Source organism: Streptomyces sp. NPDC107575 (assembly GCF_055657265.1).
Map to the genome: position 1 here is coordinate 861,379 of NZ_JBVKBG010000001.1, position 22,411 is coordinate 883,789.

Annotated in this window: 25 protein-coding genes; 18 read left to right on the forward strand and 7 right to left on the reverse strand. The window is 71.5% G+C overall.

Features of this window, described 5'->3' with window-relative positions:
• Positions 1 to 49: 49 nt before the first annotated feature.
• On the reverse strand, positions 50 to 607 hold the full coding sequence (locus ACZ7L4_RS04010; protein WP_472099460.1) for a TetR/AcrR family transcriptional regulator: 558 nt from the start codon (positions 605 to 607) through the stop codon (positions 50 to 52).
• A gap of 62 nt (positions 608 to 669) precedes the next feature.
• Here ACZ7L4_RS04010 and ACZ7L4_RS04015 point away from each other — a divergent pair, with 62 nt between their 5' ends.
• From ACZ7L4_RS04015 to ACZ7L4_RS04030, 4 genes are all read left to right on the forward strand, one after another.
• A complete protein-coding gene (locus tag ACZ7L4_RS04015; protein WP_472099461.1) occupies positions 670 to 1,638 on the forward strand; it encodes an SDR family NAD(P)-dependent oxidoreductase in 969 nt (322 codons plus the stop codon).
• A gap of 93 nt (positions 1,639 to 1,731) precedes the next feature.
• Positions 1,732 to 2,571, forward strand: coding sequence for an enoyl-CoA hydratase/isomerase family protein (locus tag ACZ7L4_RS04020; RefSeq protein ID WP_472099463.1), 840 nt, complete (start codon positions 1,732 to 1,734; stop codon positions 2,569 to 2,571).
• A 45-nt stretch (positions 2,572 to 2,616) separates the two neighbouring features.
• Positions 2,617 to 3,048: a PPOX class F420-dependent oxidoreductase gene (locus ACZ7L4_RS04025; RefSeq protein WP_472099464.1), complete on the forward strand. Its 432-nt coding sequence runs from the start codon at positions 2,617 to 2,619 to the stop codon at positions 3,046 to 3,048.
• Positions 3,049 to 3,063: 15 nt separating this feature from the next.
• Positions 3,064 to 3,477 (forward strand): pyrophosphohydrolase domain-containing protein, encoded by a 414-nt coding sequence (locus ACZ7L4_RS04030; RefSeq protein WP_472099466.1) that lies wholly within the window; start codon positions 3,064 to 3,066, stop codon positions 3,475 to 3,477.
• A 17-nt stretch (positions 3,478 to 3,494) separates the two neighbouring features.
• On the opposite strand, the gene ACZ7L4_RS04035 is transcribed toward ACZ7L4_RS04030, so the two are convergent.
• Together ACZ7L4_RS04035 and ACZ7L4_RS04040 are read right to left on the reverse strand one after the other, a co-directional pair.
• Positions 3,495 to 4,361, reverse strand: a complete 867-nt coding sequence (locus tag ACZ7L4_RS04035) for a sensor histidine kinase (protein WP_472099467.1) — start codon at positions 4,359 to 4,361, stop codon at positions 3,495 to 3,497.
• Between the two features lie 128 nt (positions 4,362 to 4,489).
• On the reverse strand, positions 4,490 to 5,395 hold the full coding sequence (locus tag ACZ7L4_RS04040) for an SDR family oxidoreductase (RefSeq protein WP_472099468.1): 906 nt from the start codon (positions 5,393 to 5,395) through the stop codon (positions 4,490 to 4,492).
• Between the two features lie 156 nt (positions 5,396 to 5,551).
• On the opposite strand from ACZ7L4_RS04040, the gene ACZ7L4_RS04045 reads away from it, so the two are divergent.
• The 3 genes from ACZ7L4_RS04045 to ACZ7L4_RS04055 all read left to right on the forward strand — a co-directional run bounded on the left by ACZ7L4_RS04045 (position 5,552) and on the right by ACZ7L4_RS04055 (position 7,597).
• Entirely contained in the window at positions 5,552 to 6,748 is a 1,197-nt protein-coding gene (locus tag ACZ7L4_RS04045; RefSeq protein ID WP_472099469.1) for an RNA-guided endonuclease InsQ/TnpB family protein, read from the forward strand.
• A 157-nt stretch (positions 6,749 to 6,905) separates the two neighbouring features.
• Positions 6,906 to 7,376 (forward strand): DUF2975 domain-containing protein, encoded by a 471-nt coding sequence (locus tag ACZ7L4_RS04050; RefSeq protein ID WP_472099470.1) that lies wholly within the window; start codon positions 6,906 to 6,908, stop codon positions 7,374 to 7,376.
• On the forward strand, positions 7,376 to 7,597 hold the full coding sequence (locus ACZ7L4_RS04055; protein ID WP_450809098.1) for a helix-turn-helix domain-containing protein: 222 nt from the start codon (positions 7,376 to 7,378) through the stop codon (positions 7,595 to 7,597). Before ACZ7L4_RS04050 ends, ACZ7L4_RS04055 begins: the two co-directional genes overlap by 1 nt.
• Positions 7,598 to 7,611: 14 nt before the next feature.
• On the opposite strand, the gene ACZ7L4_RS04060 is transcribed toward ACZ7L4_RS04055, so the two are convergent.
• Positions 7,612 to 8,502 carry a sigma-70 family RNA polymerase sigma factor gene (locus tag ACZ7L4_RS04060; protein WP_472099472.1) on the reverse strand — a complete coding sequence of 297 codons (891 nt, stop codon included), beginning with the start codon at positions 8,500 to 8,502 and terminating at the stop codon, positions 7,612 to 7,614.
• Positions 8,503 to 8,579: 77 nt separating this feature from the next.
• Between ACZ7L4_RS04060 and ACZ7L4_RS04065 the strand changes: the two genes are divergently transcribed.
• The gene (locus ACZ7L4_RS04065; RefSeq protein WP_472099474.1) at positions 8,580 to 10,181 is read left to right on the forward strand and encodes an MFS transporter; all 1,602 of its coding nucleotides are present in this window, start codon (positions 8,580 to 8,582) and stop codon (positions 10,179 to 10,181) included.
• On the opposite strand, the gene ACZ7L4_RS04070 is transcribed toward ACZ7L4_RS04065, so the two are convergent.
• Positions 10,075 to 11,118, reverse strand: a complete 1,044-nt coding sequence (locus ACZ7L4_RS04070; protein WP_472099476.1) for an NAD(P)/FAD-dependent oxidoreductase — start codon at positions 11,116 to 11,118, stop codon at positions 10,075 to 10,077. The two genes, ACZ7L4_RS04065 and ACZ7L4_RS04070, sit on opposite strands and share 107 nt — an antisense overlap.
• Before the next feature lie 95 nt (positions 11,119 to 11,213).
• Between ACZ7L4_RS04070 and ACZ7L4_RS04075 the strand changes: the two genes are divergently transcribed.
• The 9 genes from ACZ7L4_RS04075 to ACZ7L4_RS04115 all read left to right on the forward strand — a co-directional run bounded on the left by ACZ7L4_RS04075 (position 11,214) and on the right by ACZ7L4_RS04115 (position 20,388).
• The gene (locus ACZ7L4_RS04075) at positions 11,214 to 11,840 is read left to right on the forward strand and encodes a helix-turn-helix domain-containing protein (protein WP_472099478.1); all 627 of its coding nucleotides are present in this window, start codon (positions 11,214 to 11,216) and stop codon (positions 11,838 to 11,840) included.
• Between the two features lie 115 nt (positions 11,841 to 11,955).
• Positions 11,956 to 12,945: an NADPH:quinone oxidoreductase family protein gene (locus tag ACZ7L4_RS04080; RefSeq protein ID WP_472099480.1), complete on the forward strand. Its 990-nt coding sequence runs from the start codon at positions 11,956 to 11,958 to the stop codon at positions 12,943 to 12,945.
• The gene (locus ACZ7L4_RS04085) at positions 12,942 to 14,126 is read left to right on the forward strand and encodes an acyl-CoA dehydrogenase family protein (RefSeq protein WP_472099482.1); all 1,185 of its coding nucleotides are present in this window, start codon (positions 12,942 to 12,944) and stop codon (positions 14,124 to 14,126) included. The genes ACZ7L4_RS04080 and ACZ7L4_RS04085 overlap by 4 nt, the downstream gene beginning before the upstream one ends.
• Positions 14,123 to 15,235: an acyl-CoA dehydrogenase family protein gene (locus ACZ7L4_RS04090; protein ID WP_472099483.1), complete on the forward strand. Its 1,113-nt coding sequence runs from the start codon at positions 14,123 to 14,125 to the stop codon at positions 15,233 to 15,235. Before ACZ7L4_RS04085 ends, ACZ7L4_RS04090 begins: the two co-directional genes overlap by 4 nt.
• A gap of 113 nt (positions 15,236 to 15,348) precedes the next feature.
• The gene (locus ACZ7L4_RS04095; protein ID WP_472099485.1) at positions 15,349 to 16,929 is read left to right on the forward strand and encodes an ABC transporter substrate-binding protein; all 1,581 of its coding nucleotides are present in this window, start codon (positions 15,349 to 15,351) and stop codon (positions 16,927 to 16,929) included.
• Positions 16,926 to 17,918, forward strand: a complete 993-nt coding sequence (locus tag ACZ7L4_RS04100) for an ABC transporter permease (RefSeq protein ID WP_472099487.1) — start codon at positions 16,926 to 16,928, stop codon at positions 17,916 to 17,918. The genes ACZ7L4_RS04095 and ACZ7L4_RS04100 overlap by 4 nt, the downstream gene beginning before the upstream one ends.
• On the forward strand, positions 17,911 to 18,783 hold the full coding sequence (locus ACZ7L4_RS04105; RefSeq protein WP_472099488.1) for an ABC transporter permease: 873 nt from the start codon (positions 17,911 to 17,913) through the stop codon (positions 18,781 to 18,783). Before ACZ7L4_RS04100 ends, ACZ7L4_RS04105 begins: the two co-directional genes overlap by 8 nt.
• 41 nt (positions 18,784 to 18,824) lie before the next feature.
• Entirely contained in the window at positions 18,825 to 19,742 is a 918-nt protein-coding gene (locus ACZ7L4_RS04110) for an ABC transporter ATP-binding protein (RefSeq protein WP_472100387.1), read from the forward strand.
• On the forward strand, positions 19,735 to 20,388 hold the full coding sequence (locus ACZ7L4_RS04115) for an ABC transporter ATP-binding protein (RefSeq protein WP_472099490.1): 654 nt from the start codon (positions 19,735 to 19,737) through the stop codon (positions 20,386 to 20,388). The genes ACZ7L4_RS04110 and ACZ7L4_RS04115 overlap by 8 nt, the downstream gene beginning before the upstream one ends.
• Positions 20,389 to 20,397: 9 nt before the next feature.
• On the opposite strand, the gene ACZ7L4_RS04120 is transcribed toward ACZ7L4_RS04115, so the two are convergent.
• Positions 20,398 to 20,802 carry a VOC family protein gene (locus tag ACZ7L4_RS04120; protein ID WP_472099492.1) on the reverse strand — a complete coding sequence of 135 codons (405 nt, stop codon included), beginning with the start codon at positions 20,800 to 20,802 and terminating at the stop codon, positions 20,398 to 20,400.
• Positions 20,803 to 20,911: 109 nt separating this feature from the next.
• Here ACZ7L4_RS04120 and ACZ7L4_RS04125 point away from each other — a divergent pair, with 109 nt between their 5' ends.
• The gene (locus ACZ7L4_RS04125) at positions 20,912 to 21,565 is read left to right on the forward strand and encodes a TetR/AcrR family transcriptional regulator (protein WP_472099494.1); all 654 of its coding nucleotides are present in this window, start codon (positions 20,912 to 20,914) and stop codon (positions 21,563 to 21,565) included.
• Between the two features lie 12 nt (positions 21,566 to 21,577).
• Here the strand turns inward: ACZ7L4_RS04125 and ACZ7L4_RS04130 are convergent, their stop codons facing one another.
• Positions 21,578 to 22,330 (reverse strand): aminoglycoside adenylyltransferase family protein, encoded by a 753-nt coding sequence (locus tag ACZ7L4_RS04130; protein ID WP_472099496.1) that lies wholly within the window; start codon positions 22,328 to 22,330, stop codon positions 21,578 to 21,580.
• Positions 22,331 to 22,411: the final 81 nt, after the last annotated feature.

A 22,411-nucleotide genomic window follows, 5' to 3' on the forward strand; every position in this document is an offset into this window, starting at 1 on the left:
GGGTCCGTGGGTGTGTGCTTACGCGCCGAGCGGGCCCTCGGTGCACGTCTCAGTGCACGAGAAGCGAGACCGCGGTTCTCATCCGGTCCACGTAGAACTCCCGAGTCCGGGCCTGCCGCTTGAGGCCGATCGACGTGCTGATCAACGTCTGGGCGACGGGGGCGGCCGACTTCCGTGTCGACTCCTGGGCGATCGCCTTCGTGATCAGTTCCTCGAAGCGTCGTGGTGCGGATTCGGTGATCTCGTCGAGGAGGTGCGGGTTGTCCTCGATGACTGTCGTGATATCGCCCGCGAGCGGGCCGATGTACCGCCCGGCCCATCGGTCGAACGCGTCCACGAGGCGGTTGGCGAGGGGGCGACCGGTGTCGGCCAGGAGGTCTTCGATCGCGTCGAGATCCTGTTCCAGGGTCCGGGTGGCCGCGGCGCGGAACAGGGCCTCCTTCGAGGAGAAGAGGAAGTACAGGCCGGGCCGGGAGATGTGTGCGGCCCGTGCGACCTCCTCCATCGAGGTCTTCCGGTACCCGAATCGCGCGAACGTGGCCATCGCGGAGTCCAGGACCCGCGACCGGCGGTCGGCGTCGGGGGTGGCGGCGTCGGTGCTGCTCATGGAGCGAGCGTAGGACTGGTACTCGAACTATACAAATACTGTTCAGTGCGTATAGTCGCCGCATGGCTGACCGTGCCCTCATCACCACGCCTTTCACCGCGTCCAGCACCGCCGATGAAGTACTGCGCGGCGTCCACCTCGCAGGTGTCCGCGCCGTCGTGACCGGGGCCTCCTCCGGGCTCGGGGCCGAGACGGCGCGTGCGCTGGCCGCCGCGGGGGCGGAGGTGACGCTCGCCGTGCGTGACGTGGTCGCGGGGGCGGCCGCCGCCGACCGGATCGCGAAGGCGACCGGTGGGGCCCGGCCGCGGGTCGTCCGGCTCGACCTTGCCGACACGGGCTCCGTCGCGGCGTTCGTCGACACCTGGGACGATCCGCTCCATCTGCTGATCAACAACGCGGGCGTGGTCACCGGCGGCCTCGAACGCACCCGTGAGGGCTGGGAGTTGCAGTTCGCGACGAACCACCTCGGTCACTTCGCGCTGGCCGTCGGGCTGCGTGGCGCGCTGGCGCGGGGAGCGGCCGAGCGGGACGGGGCCCGGATCGTCTCGGTCAGTTCGACGGCGCACATGCGTGCCGGCATCGACTTCGACGACCTGCAGTTCGAGCGCCGTGCCTACGATCCGCAACTCGCCTACGCCCAGTCCAAGACGGCGAACTCGCTCTTCGCCGTCGAGGCGAGCCGCCGCTGGGCCTCCGACGGCATCGTGGCCAACGCGGTGAACCCGGGCGGTGTCGCCACGGGTCTGCAGCGGAACTTCACGCCTCAGCAGAAGGCGTCGCTCGACGCCGCCGAGGCCGCCGGTGTCTTCACGTACAAGACGGTCGGGCAGGGCGCCGCCGCCAGTGTCATCGCGGCTGTCGCCCCGGAGTTCGCCCACACCGGAGGCCACTACCTCGACGACGGTCGCGAGGCGTACACCGTGCCGGACGACGCCGAACTCGCGGACCACCCGCACGGTGTCAAGGAGTGGGCGCTCGATCCCGGTGCGGCGAAGCGGTTGTGGGACGTCTCAGCCGACCTCCTCCATTAGAGAGTGGCGGCCCACCGGGTCTTCAGCATGTGGCCTCGCACAGTTACGCTGCGCGCCGCCCGTTGTGCCGACCCCATCCCGGTAGGTGACCGCATGATCGACACGACCGACACCCGTATCCCGGAAGGGGACGAGCAGCGGATGCGTCTCGACGTCGGGAAGGACGGCATCGGCGTGCTCACCCTGTGCCGGCCGGCCAAGCTCAACGCCTGGAGCTGGGAGTCGAGTCGGCAGCTCGGTGTCATGGCCGACCGGATCCGGTTCGACGACCGGATACGCGTGGTGCTGCTGTGCGCCGAAGGGCGGGCCTTCTGTGCCGGGATCGATGTGACAGCGCCCGGCGGGGGCATCGAAGGGGAGAGCGGTTCCGCGCGGCATCGGGCGTACTACGAGGGCATCCGGTGGGTGCACGAGCGGTTCGCTGCGTTCGCGGGGCTTCCGCAGCCCGTCGTCGCGGCCGTGCAGGGGTACTGCCTGGGGTTCGGGTTCGAGCTGGCGCTCATGGCGGATGTGCGGATCGCCGCCGCCGACGCCGTGTTCGCCCTGCCGGAAGCGCAGTTGGGGGTCGCCGTCGACGCGGGCGGGGATCTGCGGATCGCGCGGGAGGCGGGGGCCGGGTGGGCGAAGTTCCTCGCGCTCACCGGGCGGCGCATCGACGCCGAGACCGCGCACCGCCTGAATCTGCTGCAACAGGTCGTCCCGGTGGAGGAGTTGGCGTCGGCGGCGCGAGACGTTGCCGCCGAGATCGCCGCCAACGCGCCGCTCGCCGTGCAGTCGGTCAAGCGGGACATCGACGCGTACGCCGACGCCGGGCTCGACGCGGCGCTCGACCGGGTCGCCATGAGCGCGGCCCTCACCCTCACCTCCGACGACGCGACCGAGGGATTCACGGCGAAGGCGCGACGCCGGCCGCCCACGTTCCGCGGCGCCTGAGAGCGGTCGCGGAATCAACCCGGGGACAGGGCTGTTGCCCCAGGTATGACGACGACCTCCTTCGCCCCGCGCGCACTCCTCGCCGAGAGCAGGCTCGGTGTCCTCGCCACCCTCAAGTCCGACGGCCGGCCACAACTCTCCCCGGTCCAGCCGTACTACGATCCCGACACCGAGACGCTGTACGTATCGATGACCGAGGGCCGTGCCAAGACCGCGAACCTGCGCCGCGACCCGCGCGCCGCCGTGGAGGTGACCAGCGCCGACGGGCGCGCCTGGGCGACCGCCGAGGGAACGGTGACCCTCGTCGGCCCCGGCACGGACCCGAAGGGCCCCGAGGTCGAGGCCCTCGTCGACTACTACCGCAAGGCTGCCGGCGACCACCCCGACTGGGACGAGTACCGCTCGGTGATGGTGTCGGACCGGCGTGTACTGATGGCGATGGCCGTGGAGCACGTGTACGGGCAGCGGATCGGTTGAGCCCAGGCTGAGCGCATGGATCATGAACCGATGCCGCGCGTCGCCGAGTTCCGTACCGCCTTCGACGGCAAGGCCGTGGCCGACGACCCCGAACTCGCCGCGCACCGGGCGACGTTGCTCGCCGAGGAGTCACGGGAAGCCGCCGAGGCCCTCAGCGACCTTGCCGCGGCACTGCGGTCCGGCGACGATCCGCGCGCCGCGTACCAGGCAGTGGCCAAGGAACTCGCCGATGTCCTCTACGTCACCTACGGCGCCGCGGACGCGCTCGGCATCGACCTGCCGGCCGTTTTCGTCGAGGTCCACCGGTCCAACATGAGCAAGGTGGGCGCCGACGGACACGTCGAGCGCCGGGCCGACGGCAAAGTGCTCAAGGGCCCCCACTACCGTCCACCTCACCTCGACGGCCTCGTCGAGTGGCCCGTGGACTGACCTCAGGGACCCGTCGCTCAGGCGGCGGGGCCGCCGGGCCGCTCGTGCTCGTCGGGAGCGGGAGGTTCCGTGGCGTCCTTCGGCGGTGCGCCGTCCTCGCCGAGGTCGAACACGCTCGCCCGCAGCAGTTGGATCACCTCATCGAGCTCGCTCACGCCGTGCATCAGCCGGCTCTGCGCGGGCCCCTCGCCGATCAGCGCCGCCGTGGCGTGCAGATCCAGGCCCGCCGCGAAGAGCCTGCGCACGACGCCCTCGCGCAGATCGTCGGCGATGCGGTCGCGCTCGCGGGCCAGGGACAGTTCACGTATCTCCGCCTGCAACTCCATGTTGGCCGCCATCGAGCCCTTGATGCGGTCCCGCAGCCCGTGCGTGGCCACCGCGATCAGCGTGCCGAGCGTGGCCCACAGCACCACGCGCCGCCCGATCACCACTGCGGGCGCGTGCTGGGCGAAGGACGTCACCGTCTGGACGACGACGACCGTCACGACCACCCATGCCGACTCCCAGCGAAGGTGGAAAAGGGCCGTCCAGACCAGGGGTACGAGGAGTACGAGCCCGACACCGGAAGCCGGCCCGGACGCCAGGACCAGCGGAAGCACGGAAGCGGTGTGCAAAAGGGGCACCAGGACAGGAGCCCACGCGGGCAGCCGGTTCCAGGGCAGCAGAAAGGCTCCGGCGCACAGCAGCAGAAGGGCGATACTGACCGCGTAGGCTGCCCAGGACCGCACCTCGTTCTGCGGCACCAGGATGCTGAGGGTGGCCACGAAGGTGACGAGCGCGAACGGGGTCGCCCGCGGGGCGAGTCCGGGCTGTTGGAACTGGTGTCCGGTGCTGCGGCCCTCGATGTCGGCAGGCGCCTGCCAGGGGTTGGCGCGAGAATCCACAGGCCCCCCTCAAGTGAACGACCCCAGACCCCACCGTGAGTAGGGGCGACCGTGTACGCATCGTAGCCACGGACCGGGGTGGCGGACAGGGACACTCGTTCCGGGCGGAGGCGTTCGAAGCGGCGCACTCACTCCGCGGCGAACGGGCCGCGCCCCAGCTGCTCCCGCACCGGCGTCACCGGCGCGTTGACCAGAGCGCGCCGCTGCCAGTTCGCGCCGTCCACCACCAGTGTGTGGCCGCTGATGAACCGGGCGTAGGGCGAGGCGAGGAACGTCGCCGCCCAGCCCAGTTCCCTTGGCGCGCCCACCCGGAGCGCGGGCTGGCGGGCGGCCGGGTCCTCGGCGCGGTCGAGGTTCTCGCGGATGTCGGGCGTCATGTCCTCGTGCGGCATGAGGCCCGGCACCAGCCCGTTGACCTGGATCCCGTACGGGCCCCACTCCACGGCCAGCGTCTCCACCAGGTTCTTCACCCCCGCCTTCGCCGCCGAACTGTGCGCGTAGCCGGGGCCGCCCGTCCACGCGTACGACGCGCCGACGGCGATCACCGAGCCGGGTGTGCCCGCTGCCAGGTGGCGGCGGCCGAACTCGCGGGTCATGAAGTACGTGCCGTTGAGCGTGATGTCGACGACCGTGCGCCATCCGTTCGGCGACAACTCCTCGGCCGGTACGGGGAAGTTGGCGGCCGCGTTGTTCACCAGGACGTCCGGCGTCCGCCCGTGCGCCGCGAACGCCGCGTCGAAGACCTCCGTGATCCGGGCCGCGTCCCGGATGTCGCAGGTCGCCGCCGTGATCAGCCCGGCGCCCTCGACCGCCTGCAACTCCTCGCGCGCGGGCGCCAGATGCTCCGCCTTCCGGCTGACGATCATCACCTCGGCCCCGAGCCGCGCGAACTCCGCGGCGACGGCCCGCCCGAGCCCGGTCCCACCCCCGGTCACCAGCACGAGCCGGCCGTCGTAGGTGTCCGGCGGCAGCGCGGACGCGCCGAGCGGGGGAGGGGCGGGGAGGCCGCGCGGGGCGGGCGAGGAGTGCGTCATCGGATTCCTTTCGTGGATACCCCCGGCTTCAGCCGGGGGAGGAAACGAAACCCCTGCGGAGCAGGGCAACGAGCGGGGGTTCGCCCGCTGGGCGAAAGACCGTGCACGGACCTGCGGGCTTGGTCGTCACCAGTGGGAATCGCTAGCTTGTGAGCTGTGACCGCGACGCACGTGAAGCGGGCGTTCAAGTACCGCTTCCATCCGACCGATGCGCAGGCAGCCGAGCTGTCGCGCACGTTCGGGTGTGTTCGCAAGGTCTACAACCTGGCCCTTGCCGCCCGCACCGAGGCGTGGACGCGGCAGGAGCGCGTGAACTACAACGCGACGTCGGCGATGCTGACGGCGTGGAAGAAGACCGAGGAACTGGCCTTCCTCAATGAGGTGTCCTCGGTGCCGTTGCAGCAGTGCCTGCGGCACTTGCAGGCGGCGTTCACGCACTTCTTCGGCAAGCGGGCGAAGTACCCGCGTTTCAAGTCGCGGGAAAAGTCGCGGAAGTCGGCGGAGTGCACCACCAGCGGCTTCCGGTTCCGGGACGGGCAACTGACCCTGGCGAAGATGGCGGACCCGCTCGACATCGTCTGGTCCCGTCCCCTGCCCGAAGACGCGTCGCCGTCCACGGCGACCGTGTCCCAGGACGCGGCCGGGCGTTGGTATGTGTCCCTGCTGGTCGAGGACCCGTCCGTGCAACCGCTCCCCGCCACTACGGCGGCGGTCGGTATCGACGTCGGGCTCGACCACCTGCTGGCCCTCTCGACCGGGGAGAAGATCGCCAACCCCCGGCACGAGCGGCGTGACCGTAGGCGCCTCGCGAAGGCGCAGCGGAACCTGGCCCGCAGGGCCAAAGGCGACGGGGCGAACCGGGCCAAGGCCCGCAGGAAGGTCGCCAAGGTCTACGCCCGGATCGCCGACCGCAGGCGCGACGGCCTGCACAAGCTGACCACTCGGCTCGTTCGCGAAAACCAAACGATCGTGATCGAGGACCTGACCGTGCGCACCATGGTCAAGAACCACACTCTCGCCCGCGCCATCAGTGACGCGGCATGGTCGGAGTTCCGGAGCATGCTGGAGTACAAGGCCCAGTGGTACGGCCGTGAAGTGATCGCGGTCGATGGGTGGTTCCCCTCCTCCAAGCTGTGTTCGGCCTGCGGCGCCTTGCAGGGCAAGATGCCGTTGAACGTCCGTGAGTGGACGTGCGACTGCGGGACGACCCACGACCGGGACGTGAACGCGGCGAAGAATCTTCTGGCCGTCGGGCTGACGGCGTCTGTCTGTGGAGCTGGTGTAAGACCTCAACGGAGTACTCCGGGCGGGCAGTCGGCGATGAAGCAGAAAACCCCACGGCGCGAGCCGTAGGAATCCCCCTCCTTCAGGAGGGAGAGGAAGTCAAGGCGCACATGGATACCTCCTGAACGCTCAACCTTCCATGCCCAGGACGAGGCCATAACTTGCCCTGTCTATCGAATTTCGATAGATTCCCATCGTCATTCGATGCAAGAGTAGGGGTGGAGTCATGGGGAGTTGGGCCGTGAGGGCGCTGCGCGCCGTGCTGGCGGTGGTGTTCGTCGGCACGGTGTTCGTGCAGGTGTTGATGGTGTGGATGCTGATCAGCGGGAGTGACCCGGAGGACGGGTCCCGCCCTCTGACGGCCTTCCGCGTGATCACCGTCCTGGGCATGCTGGCGGCGCAGTTCGCGCTGGTCTGCGTGGGCCGACTCGTGGGGATGGTCCGCCGCGGCACCGTCTTCTCGCACGCGGCCTTCCGCTACGTGAACGGGGTGATCGGCGCGATCGTCGCCGTCGCCCTCCTGTGGTTCACGGTCACGGCCGTCAACGCGCCCAGCCAGCGGGAGGACCCGGGCGTCACGCTCATCATGGCCGGCATCGGCCTGGCCATCCTCGGCGTCGCGCTCGTCGTGCTCGTGATGCGCATGCTCCTCGCGCAGGCGACGGAGCTGAAGGCCGAGCTGGACGAGGTGATCTGATGCCGATCGTCGTCGACATCGACGTGATGCTGGCCAAGCGCAAGATGTCCGTCGGCGAGCTGGCCGAGCGCGTGGGCATCACCCCCGCCAACCTCGCCGTCCTGAAGAACGGCCGCGCCAAGGCGGTCCGCTTCACGACACTCGCCGCGCTGTGCGAGGTGCTGGAGTGCCAGCCGGGGGATCTGCTGCGGTGGGAGGGGGACGGCGACGCAGTCGGATGACCCGCCGGCCGCCGCTACTCGATGCCGTCGAGCAGCCGCTCGATGCGCGGTCGGTCGAGCAGTGAGTGGATCTGGACGATGCGGCCCTGCGCGATCACGAAGGCCATGACCGACACGGGCCGGGCGTCGGCGCTGACGACGACCGCGGCGCAGCCGTTGACCGTGACGGGCCGGAAGGTGGCCCCGGGGACCGCGAATGCCGCCGCACGCCGTGCCACGTTCTCCGGCCCGCGGATCGTGGCGGTCGCCGCGGGCCTGGTGGCCCCGCCGTCGGCGTGGAAGGTGATCTCGGGGTGCAGCACGTTGAGCAGCCCGTCGAGGTCGCCCTCGCGGGACGCCGCGAAGAAGGCGTCGACCACACCGCGTTGCGCGGCCGGGTCGGTCTCGATCTCCGTCGGATTCACGGCGTGCACCCGCTTGCGCGCGCGACCGGCGAGCTTGCGGGTGGCCTCGGTCGACTTGCCGAGTACGGCGGCGATCTCACCGAACGGCATCCCGAAGGAGTCGTGGAGCACGAACGCGAGGCGCTCGGGCGGCGTCAGACTCTCCAGGACGATGTGCAGCGCCAGAGTGACCTGCTCGGTCAGCAGTGCCTCGTCCTCGGGGCCGGGCCCCTGATCAGGACGCACACGCAGCTCAGGGCCGAACGTGTCCGTCGGGTCCTCGGGGCGCGCCGCCCGGGCTCTGAGCTTGTTGAGGCAGGTGCGTGAGACGACCGTGGTCAGCCATCCGTCGAGGTTGGCGATCGCGGCGATGTCCGTGGCGCCCGGACGGCTGAGACGGACCCAGGCGTCCTGGACCGCGTCCTGCGCGTCCGCGCTGTTGCCGAGGATCCGGCGGGCCAGGGCGGTCAGCCGTGGGCGGCTGTCCTCGAAGTGCCGGCCGAGCTGTTCTGCGGGGTCCATCGGTCACGTCCTCGTGTCGCGGGGTGTCAGTGCCTTTGACACGCGTACGAGCGAGAACGTGACAGGAGCACGCAGTGATGGCCCCGAACCAATCGGCATCAACCCTAGAGGGCGGACGACGACCACGACAGCGCGAGCGACCACGACGCCGGACGGCCCTTGCGGCCCTGTGCCTGGCCGGATTCGTGATCCAGCTCGATGTCACCATCGTCAATGTCGCCCTCCCGACCATTCAGCGTGAGCTCGGGGCAGGACCCGAGGCGCTGGAGTGGATCATCAGCGGTTACGCCCTTGGCCTCGCGGCGCTGATCCCCTTGATGGGTGCGCTCGGCGACCGGCTCGGCCACCGGCCCGTCCTGGTGGCCGGACTCGTCGTCTTCGGCCTCTGTTCGACGGGAGCGGCGCTGGCGCCCGGCCCCGCGGCGCTCGTGGTGGCACGGGTCGGTCAGGGGGTCGCCGGAGCGGCGATCCTGGCGCTCACCCTCGCCGTGCTCACCGACCTCTACCCGCCGGAACGGCGCGGGCACGCGATCGGCTGGTGGGCGGCGATCGGCGGCATCGGCTTCGGTGCGGGCCCGATCGTCGGAGGGCTGCTGCTGTCGGTCCTGGGCTGGGCGACGATCTTCTGGGTCAACCTCCCGATCGTCGTCGGCACGGTCGTGCTGATGGTGCTGTCGGTCCCGCGAGCTGCCGTGCGGCCCGAGCCGAGGCCGCTCGACGTGCCGGGTGTCGTGCTCGCGTGCGGGGGACTCGCGGCCGTGGCCTTCGGGTTGATCACCGCGGCCGATGTGCCCTGGAGGCCGGTGCGCACCCTGGTGCCGCTCGTCGTCGGCGGGCTCGTGCTCGTGGCGTTCGTTCGGTGGCAGCGCCGGGCCGAGGATCCGCTGGTGCCGCGCGCCGTGCGCGGGAGCACCACCTTCCTCGGCGCCTGCGCCGTCTACTTCACCGGCTATGTGGCCTTCAGTGGCACGCTCTACTACGTCACCTTGCTGTTCCAGAACCTGCGCGGCTGGTCGCCGCTGCACACCGGCTTGTCGTGGCTGCTCATGAACGTCCCGTTCCTGGTCGCCGCGCAGGTGGCCGGGAGGCTCGCCCGACGCTTCACCCCACGGGCCGTCGTCACCACGGGCTGCGCGGCGGGGGCGCTCGGTGTGGCGGTACTGAGCACCCTGACGCCGACCACCTCCTTCGCCGTGGCGGGTGTCGGATATCTGGCCGCCGGGGTCGGATTCGGGCTGCTGGTCCCCGGGGTCACTCACGTGGCGATGCGTGACGTGCCCGTGGCCGTCGCGGGCGTCGCCTCGGCGGTGCTGAACTCCTCCCGCCAGCTCGGCACCGCCGTCGGCCTCGCGCTCGTCGGCGCCACGGGCGCGGCGGTGACTCACCACGCCTGGGTCGCCTCACGCGCCGGGCACCCGCACTCCGCGCCCCCCTCCGTCGCCACGGGAGACCTCCACGCCGTGCCCCCGGGCCTGCGGGCCACGGCCCGGAGCGCGTTCGAGGCGGGTTACCACGTCGCACTCGGGCTCTGCGCCGCGAGCCTCCTCGTCGGCGTGTGGCTCTCGCTGCGGTTCACGCGCCCACGGCCTCCCGCCGCGCCCGAGCCACCGCCCGCTCGCCCTCGGGGGAGAACACGCCGGAGCGGCGCCGCGCGACCTCCCGCTCCAGGTCCGCGCTGAGCAGCTGGGCGTGGAGGGTGACGCCCGCCCGGTAGCCCGCGCTCGCCGCGTTGACGACCTGTTCCGCGGGGCCGGTCGCGTTGCCCACTGCCCAGACGCCAGGGACGCTCGTCAGGCCGGTCGGGTCCACCTCGACGAACGGACCCATCGGGGTCTCCTTCGTCCGAGCCCCGAGGGCGCTCAGCAGGGAGTCGCGCGGCACCATCACCGTCGGGACGACCACCACCGAGCGCGGGAACACCCGGCCGCCTTCGAGGCGCACCCCGCTCAGCCGGTCGTCCATGACCTCGATGCCGTCGACCTTGCCGCTCACAACACTCACCCCGGCCGCCGCGAGGGTCTGCCAGTGCTCGTCCGGGAGGTCGTCCTCGTCCGCGCCGTTCAGGAACAGCGTCACGTCGGAGGACAGGCCGCTGAAGAGGACCGCCTGGTGGATGCCCCCTGCCTTGCGGTACAGGACGGCGATGGGCTCGTCGCGGACCTCGTAGCCGTGGCAGAAGGGGCAGTGGATCACGTCGTTGCCCCAGCGTTCGGCGAGGCCGGGGATGTCAGGGAGTTCGTCCACCAGGCCGGTGGCGATGATCAGGCGGCGGGCGTGCACCCGGCCGCCGTCCGCCAGGGTCACCTCGAACTCGCCCTCGCCGTCCGGCTCCGCCGCCGTCACCCGGTCCCGCACCACCTCGACGCCGTACGCGGTGACCTCGCGCCGTACCTCCGCCAGGAACTCGGCCGGCGGCATGCCGTCCCGCGAAGGGAAGCCGTGCATGTGTGCGGCCGGCGCGTTGCGGGGCTCGCCCGCGTCGACCACCAGGACCGAGCGGAGCGAGCGGCCCAGGATCAGCGCGGCCGACAGGCCCGCCGTCCCGCCGCCGACGACCACGACGTCGTACGCGTTCTTCTTGACCTGGACCGGATTGGCCTGCACCGGAGTCTGCATGGTGACCACCTCGCACTCGAAAGCTGCCTTGCTCCCGAAGGTGCACCCGGGCTCGCCATATTGACAAACAAGCTTGCCGAAACTGCAATGGACGCATGAATCGGCAAGACCACAAGCACCACGAGGACGAGCAGTCCGACGCGAGCGTGGACGCCGTCCTGACCGGCGTCGGACCCCGGCTGCGCGCGCTGCGCAAGGACCGCGGCGCCACGCTGTCCGGACTCTCCGAGACCACCGGCATCTCCGTGAGCACGCTCTCCCGCCTCGAATCGGGCCTGCGCAAGCCGAGCCTGGAACTGCTGCTGCCCATCGCCCGCGCGCACAAGGTGCCGCTGGACGAGCTGGTCGGCGCCCCGCCGGTGGAGGACCCGCGGGTGCAGGCGAAGCCGATCATGCGGGGCGGCCGGACCATGATCCCGCTGACCCGGAAGACCGGCGGGCTCCAGGCGTACAAGGTGATCGAGCCGAAGCGCCGCCTCGAACCCGAGCAGAAGACGCACGAGGGGTACGAGTGGCTGTACATGCTCTCGGGAAAGCTGAGGCTCCTGCTCGGTGAGCACGATGTGGTGCTCGAGCCGGGGGAGGCCGTCGAGTTCGACACGCGCGTGCCGCACTGGTTCGGGTCCACGGGCGAGGGCCCCGCCGAGTTCCTGGTGCTGTTCGGGCCGCAGGGCGAGCGGATGCACGTACGGGCGCGGCCCGCGCGCAAGAAGTCCGACTGAGCGTCGCGCCGCCCGACCGGCATCCGTACCCCTCCAGGGCATTCACAGATCGGCAAGCGACCGCTTAGTATGCGGCCGAACCCGGTTTGACGAAGCAGTCCCGTGGAGGCTCCGCATGCAGGCATGGCAAGTGCACGAGAACGGCGAGCCGAGCGAGGTGATGCGCCTCGAAGAGGTGGCGCGTCCCGTGCCCGGCGAGGGGCAGGTTCTGCTCAAGGTGCGCGCCGCCAACATCAACTTCCCGGACGCGCTGCTCTGCAAGGGGCAGTACCAGGTCACGCCGCCGCTCCCGTTCACGCCGGGCGTGGAGATCTGCGGCGAGACCGAGGACGGCCGCCGCGTCATCGCCAACCCCGTGCTGCCGCGCGGCGGACTCGCCGAGTACACGGTCGCCGACGAGCGCTCCCTGCTGCCGGCTCCGGAGTCCCTCGACGACGCCGAGGTCGCCGCCCTGCACATCGGCTACCAGACGGGCTGGTTCGGCCTGCACCAGCGCGCCCACCTCCAGGCGGGCGAGACGCTGCTCGTGCACGCCGCCGCGGGCGGCGTCGGCAGCGCCGCCGTGCAGCTCGGCAAGGCCGCGGGCGCCCGCGTCATCGGCGTCGTCGGCGGCCCCGAGAAGGCGAAGGTCGCCGCCGAACTCGGCTGCGACGTCGTCATCGACCGGCGCACCGAGGACGTCATCGCCGCCGTGAAGGAGGCCACCGGCGGCCGCGGCGCCGACGTCATCTACGACCCGGTCGGCGGCGACGCGTACAAGCAGTCCACGAAGGTCGTCGCCTTCGAGGGCCGCATCCTCGTCATCGGCTTCGCCTCCGGCGTCATCCCGACCGCCGCGCTCAACCACGCGCTGGTGAAGAACTACTCGATCGTCGGACTGCACTGGGGCCTGTACGCCACCAAGAACCCGAAGCTCATCCCGCACTGCCACCAGAAGCTCACCGAGCTCGCAGCGAGCGGCGCCATCAAGCCGCTGGTCAGCGAGCGCGTCGACCTGAGTGACGCCGCGTCCGCCGTGCAGCGCGTCGCCGACGGCGTCACGACGGGCCGCGTCGTGGTGGTGCCGGGCCTGAACTCCCGTACGACGGAAGGAGCCGCGGCATGAGCGTCGACGCCGCCCAACTGCGCGAAAAGACCCAGGAGTTCCTCGCCGCGCACCCGGTCGCCAGCACGTCCCGCGAGGACTTCCTCAGCGCCCGCTTCGACGCCGGGCTCGCCTGGGTTCACTACCCCGAAGGTCTCGGCGGGCTCGACGCGCCGCGCGCCCTGCAGGCCGTCGTCGAGGCCGAACTGACGGCCGCGGGCGCGCCCGACAACAACCCGCGGCGCAACGGCATCGGGCTCGGCATGGCCGCCCCGACGATCCTGCGCTACGGCACCGAGGAGCAGAAGCAGCGCTTCCTCAAGCCGCTGTGGGTCGGCGAGGAGATCTGGTGCCAGCTCTTCAGTGAGCCCGGCGCAGGATCCGACCTCGCCGCGCTCGGCACCCGTGCCGTCCGCGACGGGGACACCTGGGTCGTCAACGGCCAGAAGGTGTGGACGTCCAACGCGCACAACGCCCGCTTCGCGATCCTCGTCACCCGCACCGACCCGGACGTGCCCAAGCACAAGGGCATGACGTACTTCGTGTGCGACATGACCGACCCCGGCATCGAGGTCAGGCCGCTGCGCCAGATCACCGGCGAGGCCGAGTTCAACGAGGTGTTCCTCTCCGACGTCCGCATCCCCGACGCCCACCGGCTCGGCGAGGTCGGCGACGGCTGGCGGGTCGCCCAGACCACCCTCAACAATGAGCGCGTCTCCATCGGCGGTATGCGCGTGCCGCGCGAGGGCGGCCTTGTGGGCATCGTCGCCAAGGCCTGGCGCGAGCGCCCCGAACTGCGCACCCACGACCTGCACCAGCGGCTCGTCAAGCTGTGGGTCGAGTCCGAGGTCGCCCGGCTCACGTCCGAGCGCCTGCGTCAGCAGCTCGTCGCCGGACATCCCGGCCCCGAGGGTGCCGGCATGAAGCTCGGCTTCGCCCGCCTCAACCAGGAGATCAGCGGCCTGGAGGTCGAACTCCTGGGTGAGGAGGGCCTGTTGTACGACGACTGGACCCTGCGCAGGCCCGAGATCGTGGACTTCGCGGGCCGCGAGGCCGGCTACCGGTATCTGCGCGCCAAGGGCAACAGCATCGAGGGCGGGACGAGCGAGATCCTGCTGAACATCGTCGCCGAGCGCGTCCTGGGCCTGCCGTCCGAGCCGCGCACCGACAAGGACGTCGCCTGGAAGGACCTCGCCCGATGAGCGCCACCGTGAACACCGAGCCCGACCTCCTCTACTCCGAGGAGGAGGAAGCCCTCCGCTCCGCCGTCCGCGACCTGCTGACCGACCACTGCGACGCCACCGAGGTCCTCGCCCGCGTCGACACGGACACGCCGCACGACCGCGAGCTGTGGAAGAACCTCGCCGAGACGATGGGCCTGGCCGGTCTCCTCGTCCCGGAGGACAAGGGCGGCCAGGGTGCCTCGCACCGCGAAGCGGCCGTCGTCCTGGAGGAGTTGGGGCGCGCCGTCGCCCCGGTCCCGTACCTGACCAGCGCCGTCATCGCCACGGAGGCGCTGCTCGCGTGCGAGGGCGACGAGGCGGCCTCCGTGCTCACCGCGCTCGCCTCCGGCCGTTCCATCGGCGCGCTCACCGTGTCGCTGTCGGCCACGGCCGGGCAGGACTTCAGGGACGTACGGGACGAGGGCGGGGCCCTGACCGGGCGCGTCACCGGCGTCGCGGACGCGGTCGCCGCCGATGTGTTCCTGGTGCCCACCGCGAGCGGCCTGTTCGCGGTCGACGCGGGCGCCGAGGGTGTCACCATCGAGCCGCAGGTCTCGCTGGACCGTACGCGCCCGTTGGCGGTCGTGTCCTTCGCGGGCGCCGCCGGGCGCAAGCTGACCGACAGTGCGGCGACCGCCGTGCGGCGTGCGCTGCGGGCCGGGGCCGGGCTGCTGGTGTCCGAGCAACTCGGGCTCGCCGACTGGCTGTTGACGGAGACCGTGCGCTACACGAAGGAGCGCAACCAGTTCAACCGGCCCGTCGGCTCCTTCCAGTCGCTCAAGCACCGCCTCGCCCAGCTGTGGCTGGAGACGGTCAACACCCGCGCCGCCGCCCGCAATGCGGCCGACGCGCTGGCCACCTGCAGTGAGGATGCGGACATCGCGGTCGCCGTGGCCCAGGCGTACGCGGCGCCCGTCGCGGTGCACGCCGCCGAGGAGGCGCTCCAGTTGCACGGCGGCATCGGCATGACGTGGGAGCACCCGATCCACCTGTACCTCAAGCGCGCCAAGGCCGACTCGATCGCGCTCGGCACGGCGGGGCGGCACCGGGAGGAGCTGGCCGAACTGGTCGACCTGCGCGCGCCCTGACCGGGCCTGGTCATCCACAACAACTGCACAGCCGGGTTTTACCTCTCCTTGACGAGATGACATTATTGCGACTCGTTCGCAATAACCGTTGATCTTGAATAGGGGTGGGTGGCGTGGCACGTCCGGCAAGGAGCGTCATAGCGGGGGCGGCGGTCGGCGCACTGACACTGACCGCCGCCTGCGCGGCGCCGAACGACGACGCCAAGGGCGGCGGCGGTGACAGCGCCGTCGTCGGCATCGCCTACGAACCGGACAGCCTCAGCCCGCTCCTCGGCTACGGCAAGGACGGCAACTCGAAGATCTTCGACGGGCTGCTCACGCACGACGCCGACATGAAGCTCAAGCCCGCCCTCGCGGCGAAGCTGCCGCAGGTCACCGACGACGGCCGCACCTACACGTACGAGCTGCGCGACGGCGTGAAGTTCAGCGACGGCAAGCCGTTCACCTCGAAGGACGTCGTCTTCACGTACGAGACCATCCTCGACAAGAAGACCAACAACGCGTCCAAGACCGAACTCGACGCCGTCGAGGACGTCGAGGCGAAGGGCGACGACACCGTCGTCTTCCACCTCAAGTACCCCTACGCGCCGTTCGCCGAGCGCACCGTCCTGCCCATCGCGCCCGAGCACGTCGCGGGCGCGCAGGACGTGAACAACGGCCGGTTCACCACCAAGCCCATCGGCACGGGACCGTACGAGCTGGTGAAGTGGTCCAAGGGCGAGAAGCTCGTCTTCAAGGCCAACCCCGACTACTGGGGCGGCGCGCCGAAGGTCAAGAACTTCACCATGGCGATCATCAAGGACGACGACGTGCGCGCCACCCGGCTGCGCTCCGGCGACCTCGACGGCGCCATCCTGCCGCCCAACCTCGCCAAGACCTTCACGTCCGACACGGCCAAGAAGACGTACGCGGCGAACTCCTTCGACTACCGCGTCGTCACCCTGCCCACCGGCAACAAGGTGGCCGGCGACACCGACATCCGCCGCGCCCTCGACATCGGCGTGGACCGCAAGGCCATGGTCGACCAGATCCTGGAGGGCGCCGGCAAGGAGGCCTACGGGCCCGTGCCCACCGACAGCCCCTGGTTCACCAAGGGCACCGAGCGCGCGCACGACCTCGCAGGGGCCAAGAAGCTCCTCGACAAGGCCGGCTGGAAGGCGGGCAAGGACGGCATCCGCGAGAAGGACGGCGTCCGCGCCGCCTTCCCGCTCTGGTACCTCACCGGCGACAAGCTCCGCCAGGACCACGCCCTCGCGTACGCCTCCGACGCCAAGAAGCTCGGCATCGACGTGAAGGTCGAGAGCGGCACCTGGGAGGTCATCATGCCCCGCATGCCCAAGGACGCGGTCCTCGCGGGCGGCGGCGCACCCGCCGACCCCGACTTCGACCAGTACACGATGCTCAAGTCCTCCCTCGCGGGCGACGGCTTCAACAACATGGGGCACTACGACAACAAGAAGGTCGACGCCGCCCTGGAGGACGCCCGCCGCACCGACGACAAGGCGAAGCGGCAGGCCGCCTACGACACGGTCCAGCGCGAACTCGTGAAGGACCCGGGCTACACCTTCCTCACCCACATCGACCACCTGTACGTCGTCGACAAGAAGTTCGGCGACCTGACCACGCAGGTCGAACCCCACGACCACGGGCTCGCCTCCGGGCCGTGGTGGAACGTGGAGGACTGGAAGGCATGAGCAGGCGGCTCCCCTGGGGGCCGATGGCGCGCCTGACGGGCCGGCGGATCGTGTTCGCCGTGCCCGTCCTGGCCGCCGTCACCCTCGGCGTCTTCGCGATCGCCGCGGCGTCCCCCTTCGACCCGGTCAAGGCCTACGCGGGCACGGCCGGGCTCACCGCGTCACAGGAGAACCTCGACCAGCTGCGGGTCAACCTCGGCGTCGACCGGCCCCTGTTCACCCGCTGGTGGGACTGGCTCACGTCCGCGCTCACCGGCGACCTCGGCGACTCGGCCGTCATGCGCCAGCCGGTCGCGCAGGTCATCGGCGAACGGCTCGGCTGGTCCGTGCTCCTCGCCGCCACCGCGTTCCTCGTCGCGGTCGTCCTCGGCACCCTCCTGGGTGTGCTGGCCGCGCGCCGCCAGGGCGGCTGGCTCGACCGGGCGATCACCTCGCTCGCGTACACGCTGGAGGCCGCGCCCCCGTTCTGGCTCGGCCTGCTCGCCGTGTGGCTGTTCGCGCTCAAGCTCGGCGTGCTGCCGGCCGGAGGACTCACCGACACCGGCTCGTCGGCCGTCACCGCCGGACAGGTGCTGTCCCATCTCGCACTCCCGGCGGGCGTGCTGGCGGTCTCGCAACTGCCGTGGTTCGTCCTGTACGTGCGTCAGGGCGTCGGCGACGCGCTCGACGAGGACCCCGTGCGCGGGGCCAGGGCCCGCGGCATCGCGCCGCGCACCGTCCTGTTCGGGCACGCGCTGCGTTCCGGCACCCTGCCCGTGCTCACGCTCATCGGATCCCGCGTACCCGAACTCATCACCGGGGCGCTGCTCGTGGAGACCGTGTTCAGCTGGCCCGGGATCGCCGCCGCGACCGTGCAGGCGGCCACGTCCGTCGACTTCCCGCTGCTCGCGGCCGTCACGGTCCTCGCGACACTCGCCGTGCTCGCCGGGAACTGGGCCGCCGACCTCCTGTACGGCATCGCCGATCCGAGGGTGGGCTTCGATGGCTGACCTGACCCTTCCCTGGCGCACCCACGGGGTGCGGCGCCGCTCCACGCGCGCGTGGCGGGTGCGTTCCTCCGCCGTGATCGTGGGCGTGGTGGTGCTCGCCGTGCTGCTCGTGCCGCCGCTCACCCACCTCGACCAGCAGGCCGTCGACCTCGCCGCGAAGCTCCAACCGCCGTCCTGGGCGCACCCGTTCGGCACCGACGACGTCGGCCGCGATCTGCTGCTGCGCTGCGTGTACGGGCTGCGGGTCTCGCTGCTCGTCGGCGTCGTGGCGGCCGTCGTCGCGACCGTCATCGGCACCGCCGTCGGGGCGCTCGCGGGCGCGCTCGGCGGCTGGGTGGACCGGGGCGTGATGCGCGTGGTGGACACCTTCTCGTCCGTGCCGCACCTGCTGCTCGGCATCTTCATCGTGGCGATGTTCCGGCCGGGCGTGTGGCCGGTCGTGATCTCGGTGGGACTGACGCACTGGCTCTCGACCGCCCGCATCGTGCGCGCCGAGGTCCTGTCGCTGCGCTCGCGCCCCTACGTGGACGCGGCCATCTCCGGCGGATCCTCGCGGTGGCGGGTGACGGCCAGGCACCTCCTGCCCGGCGTCCTGCCGCAGGCCGCGCTCGCCGCGGTCCTCATGGTCCCGCACGCCATCTGGCACGAATCCGCCCTGTCCTTCCTGGGCCTGGGCCTGCCCACCCACCAGGCCAGCCTCGGCACGCTCGTCCAGACGGCCCGCGGCTCGCTCCTGGCGGGCGACTGGTGGCCGACCCTCTTCCCCGGCCTGTTCATCATCGTGCCGACCCTGGCCATCGCCGGGCTCGCGGGCGCCTGGCGCGAACGCCTCAACCCCCGCCGCCGATCGGAGCTGACCCTGTGACCACGGTGCTATCGGTGGACGGCCTGTCCGTACGGTTCCGGATGCGGGACGGCGCGTACGTACGGGCCGTCAGCGACGCCACCTTCGACCTCGCGGCGGGGGAGTGCCTGGCCCTCGTCGGCGAGAGCGGCTGCGGCAAGTCGGTGCTGGCCTCGGCGCTCCTCGGCCTGCTGCCGCAGAACGCGGAGACGGCCGGTTCTGCGCGCCTCGGGGGCCTGGAACTGATGGCGGCCGACGAGACGACCCTCGCCCGCACGGTCCGCGGCCGCAGGATCGGCCTCGTGCCGCAGAGCCCGGCCGCGCACCTCACGCTGGTCCGCACGGTGCGCTCCCAACTGGCCGAGACGCTGCGGCAGTTGACGGGGGCGCCGCGCAGGGGGCCGCGCCTGGACGAAGCCGTCGTGGCGGCGGCCGAGCGGGCCGCCTTCCCGCTCGACCACCTCGACCGCCACCCCCACGAACTCTCCGGCGGGCTCGCGCAGCGCGCCGCGACCGCGCTCGCCCTCGTCGGGGACGCGCCGCTGCTGCTGGCGGACGAGCCGACCACCGGCCTCGACCGCGACCTCGTCGAGCGCACGGTGGACGAACTGCGCCGCCACATCGGCGGCGACCGGGCGCTGCTGCTGATCACGCACGACCTCGCGGCGGCGGAACGGATCGCGGACCGGGTGGCGGTCATGTACGCGAGCCGCATCGTCGAACTGGCCGACGCGAAGGCCTTCTTCGGGGCGCCGGGCCCCCGCCACCCGTACGCCCGCGGCCTCCTGAACGCTCTGCCCGACCGCGAGTTCACCCCGATCCCCGGGATGCCCCCGGAACTGAGCGCACTGGGGGAGGGCTGCGCGTTCGCGCCCCGCTGCCCGGGCGCCGACGACCGGTGCGCGGCGCTGCCTGCGCTCACGGACGGTGTGGCCTGCCACCACCCCGTACCGGCCCACCAGGAGGCCACCTGTGCTTGAACTGCACTCCATCACGGCGGGCTACGACCGGCGCGCACCGGTCGTCCGGGACGTGACGCTGACCGTCCGCCCCGGCGAGAGCGTCGGCCTTCTCGGCCCCAGCGGCTGCGGCAAGTCGACGCTTGCCCGCGTCGCGGCGCTGCTGCACGCGCCGGACGCGGGCCGCGTGGTCATCGACGGCGAGGCGGCCCGCGGCTGGCGGCACCGCGCCCCGCGCGCCCAGCGCACCGCGTTCGGCGTCGTCTTCCAGCAGCCCCGCCTGTCCGCCGACCCACGCCTGCGCCTCGCGGACCTGATCGCGGAACCCCTGCGCGCGAACGGCACCGACCACACGGACCGCGTACGGGAGTTGGCGTCCACGGTGGGCCTGTCCGCCGACCTCCTGACCCGCCGCCCCCACGAGGTCAGCGACGGGCAGCTCCAGCGCGCCTGCCTCGCCCGCGCCCTCACCCTGCGCCCCCGCTGGCTGATCTGCGACGAGATGACCGCGATGCTCGACGCGTCGACCACGGCCGCGCTGGTGGGCGTGGTCGAGGACTACCGGCGGGAGACCGGGGCGGGCCTCCTTGCCGTGGGGCACGACCGGGTGCTGCTGGAGCGGTGGTGCGGGCGGACCGTGGAGTGGGCGGAGCTGGCGGGGGCGTAGCGGCCGGGGTCAGGCCACCACGTCCGCTCCTTCCGCAGGGGTGGCCCACTCCACGAACTGCACGACCACTCCGTTCGGGTCCGTGACCTGGAACAGCCGCTCGCCCCAGGGCTCTTCGCGCAGCGGCATCGTGATCTCGACGCCCTCGGCGCGCAGCCGCTGCTCCTCCTTCTCGATGCCGGTGCCGGTGAACGCGACGATCAGGCCCGAGGCGTGCTGGTCGCGCTGGTCGGCGGGGAGCACCTCGGTGCCGCGTGCCAGCAGCACGATGTCCAGGGCCGCGTCCTCGCGTGCCAGGGAGGCGAAGCCGTCGGCCGCGGCCTGCACGGCGTAGCCGAGGTGGCTGGTGAAGAAGTGCTGGGACGCGGTGACGTCGGCGACGGTGAGCGAGACGGTGGACGCGGTGATCTGCAAGAGGGGGCTCCTTTGTGGGGTCTCGGGGAAAACTTACGACGGACGTAAAGTTATCCGGGGGTCGTCGGGGGTGTCAATATAAAAATGCCACGGTGGTAAGTTTCTCTTCATGGCTATCGACAGCACCGCGCCCGCGCACCACGCCGGACTGCGGGAGACCAAGAAGCAGGAGACCCGGCAGCTCATCTCCGACCACGCCACCCGGCTCTTCCTGGCCCAGGGGTTCGAGCGGACGACCATCGCCGAGATCGCCGTCGCCGCGCGTGTCGCCAAGAAGACGGTGACCAACTACTTCCCGCGCAAAGAAGATCTGGCCCTGGACCACCAGGACGCGTTCGTCGGGTCCCTGGCGCGCACGGTGGCCGCCCGGCAGGCCGGCGAGTCCGCGCTCGCGGCGCTGCGCCGGGCCTTCACCGAAGCCGTCGAGGCCGCCGATCCGGTCTCCGGGTTCTCGGGACCCGACTTCGCCCGCATGGTCGCCGACAGCCCGGCCCTCGTGATCTGCCTGCGCGGACTGCACGACCAGCGCGAGCGCGCCCTTGCCGAGGCGCTCGCGGAAGCCGTCGGCGCCGCGCCGGACGACATCACCGTCCAGACCGCCGCCGGTTTGCTCGGCACGGTCCACCGGCTGCTGTTTCAGCGCATCCAGGACCTCACGCTGGCCGGACGGTCCCAGACCGAGATCGCCCGGATCATCACCGAGGAGGCGGAGGTCGCCTTTGGTCTGCTTGAGCCTGCGCTCGGCGACTACGCCGTCGCCTGAAGGGGCTGACGCTCACGCGACCCGTTCGATCTCCGTCTCCAGTGCCTCCGCCTCGCGCCGCAGCCGGGAGCGCAGCCGCTCCCACGACTCCTCCGTCTCGCCCAGATACACGGCGCGGGCATGCGCGAGGACCGCGCGGTCCCGCTCCGGGAGACGGGCGAGCGCCCAGTCCGCCGCCGCGTCCTTCGACAGGATGTCGCCCGTCGCGAGGGTGGCCCAGACGCGGGCCAGGGTCAGGACGACATTGCGGGTGTCCGTCTCCAACTCGTCGAGCAGCGCCGGGATCCCGGCCACCGTCGCGCGCCGCACATCGGCCGCCGGTACCGGTTCGAGCAACTCGGCGGCGGGTGGTCCGAGCAGGGCGACGCCGCGCTGCCGCACCATCGTGACCAGCAGCGCCAGGTCCTCGTCCACCTCCGGCTGAGGCGTCTGCCCGCGCTCGTACGCGTCCCGCAGCCACTCGCCGTACTGGAACTCCCGCACCGGCGGGAACCGCCAGGGCCGCACCTCCGCGAGCCGTACGAGCGTCAGCTCCACCGGGCGCTCCTGGCCGTGCGCCGCGCCCGCCCCCGACAGGTCCAGCAGCCCGCCTACGAGGCGTGTGCGCTGAGCGTGTGTCGTGGCGGCGCCGGTCACGGCGAACACGTCCACGTCGCTGTGCGGGCGCAGGCCACCGGAGACGGCTGAGCCGTACAGATACGCGGCCACCAGGTCGGGACCGAGTACCTCGCGCAGCGCCTCCACCACGCCCTCCACCTGGCGCACGGCCGACTCCCTTCGCTTTCCGTCGATCCTCAGCCCGTCCCCGTCATCATGCACGCCCGTGACCAGTGGGTTGTTATGGCC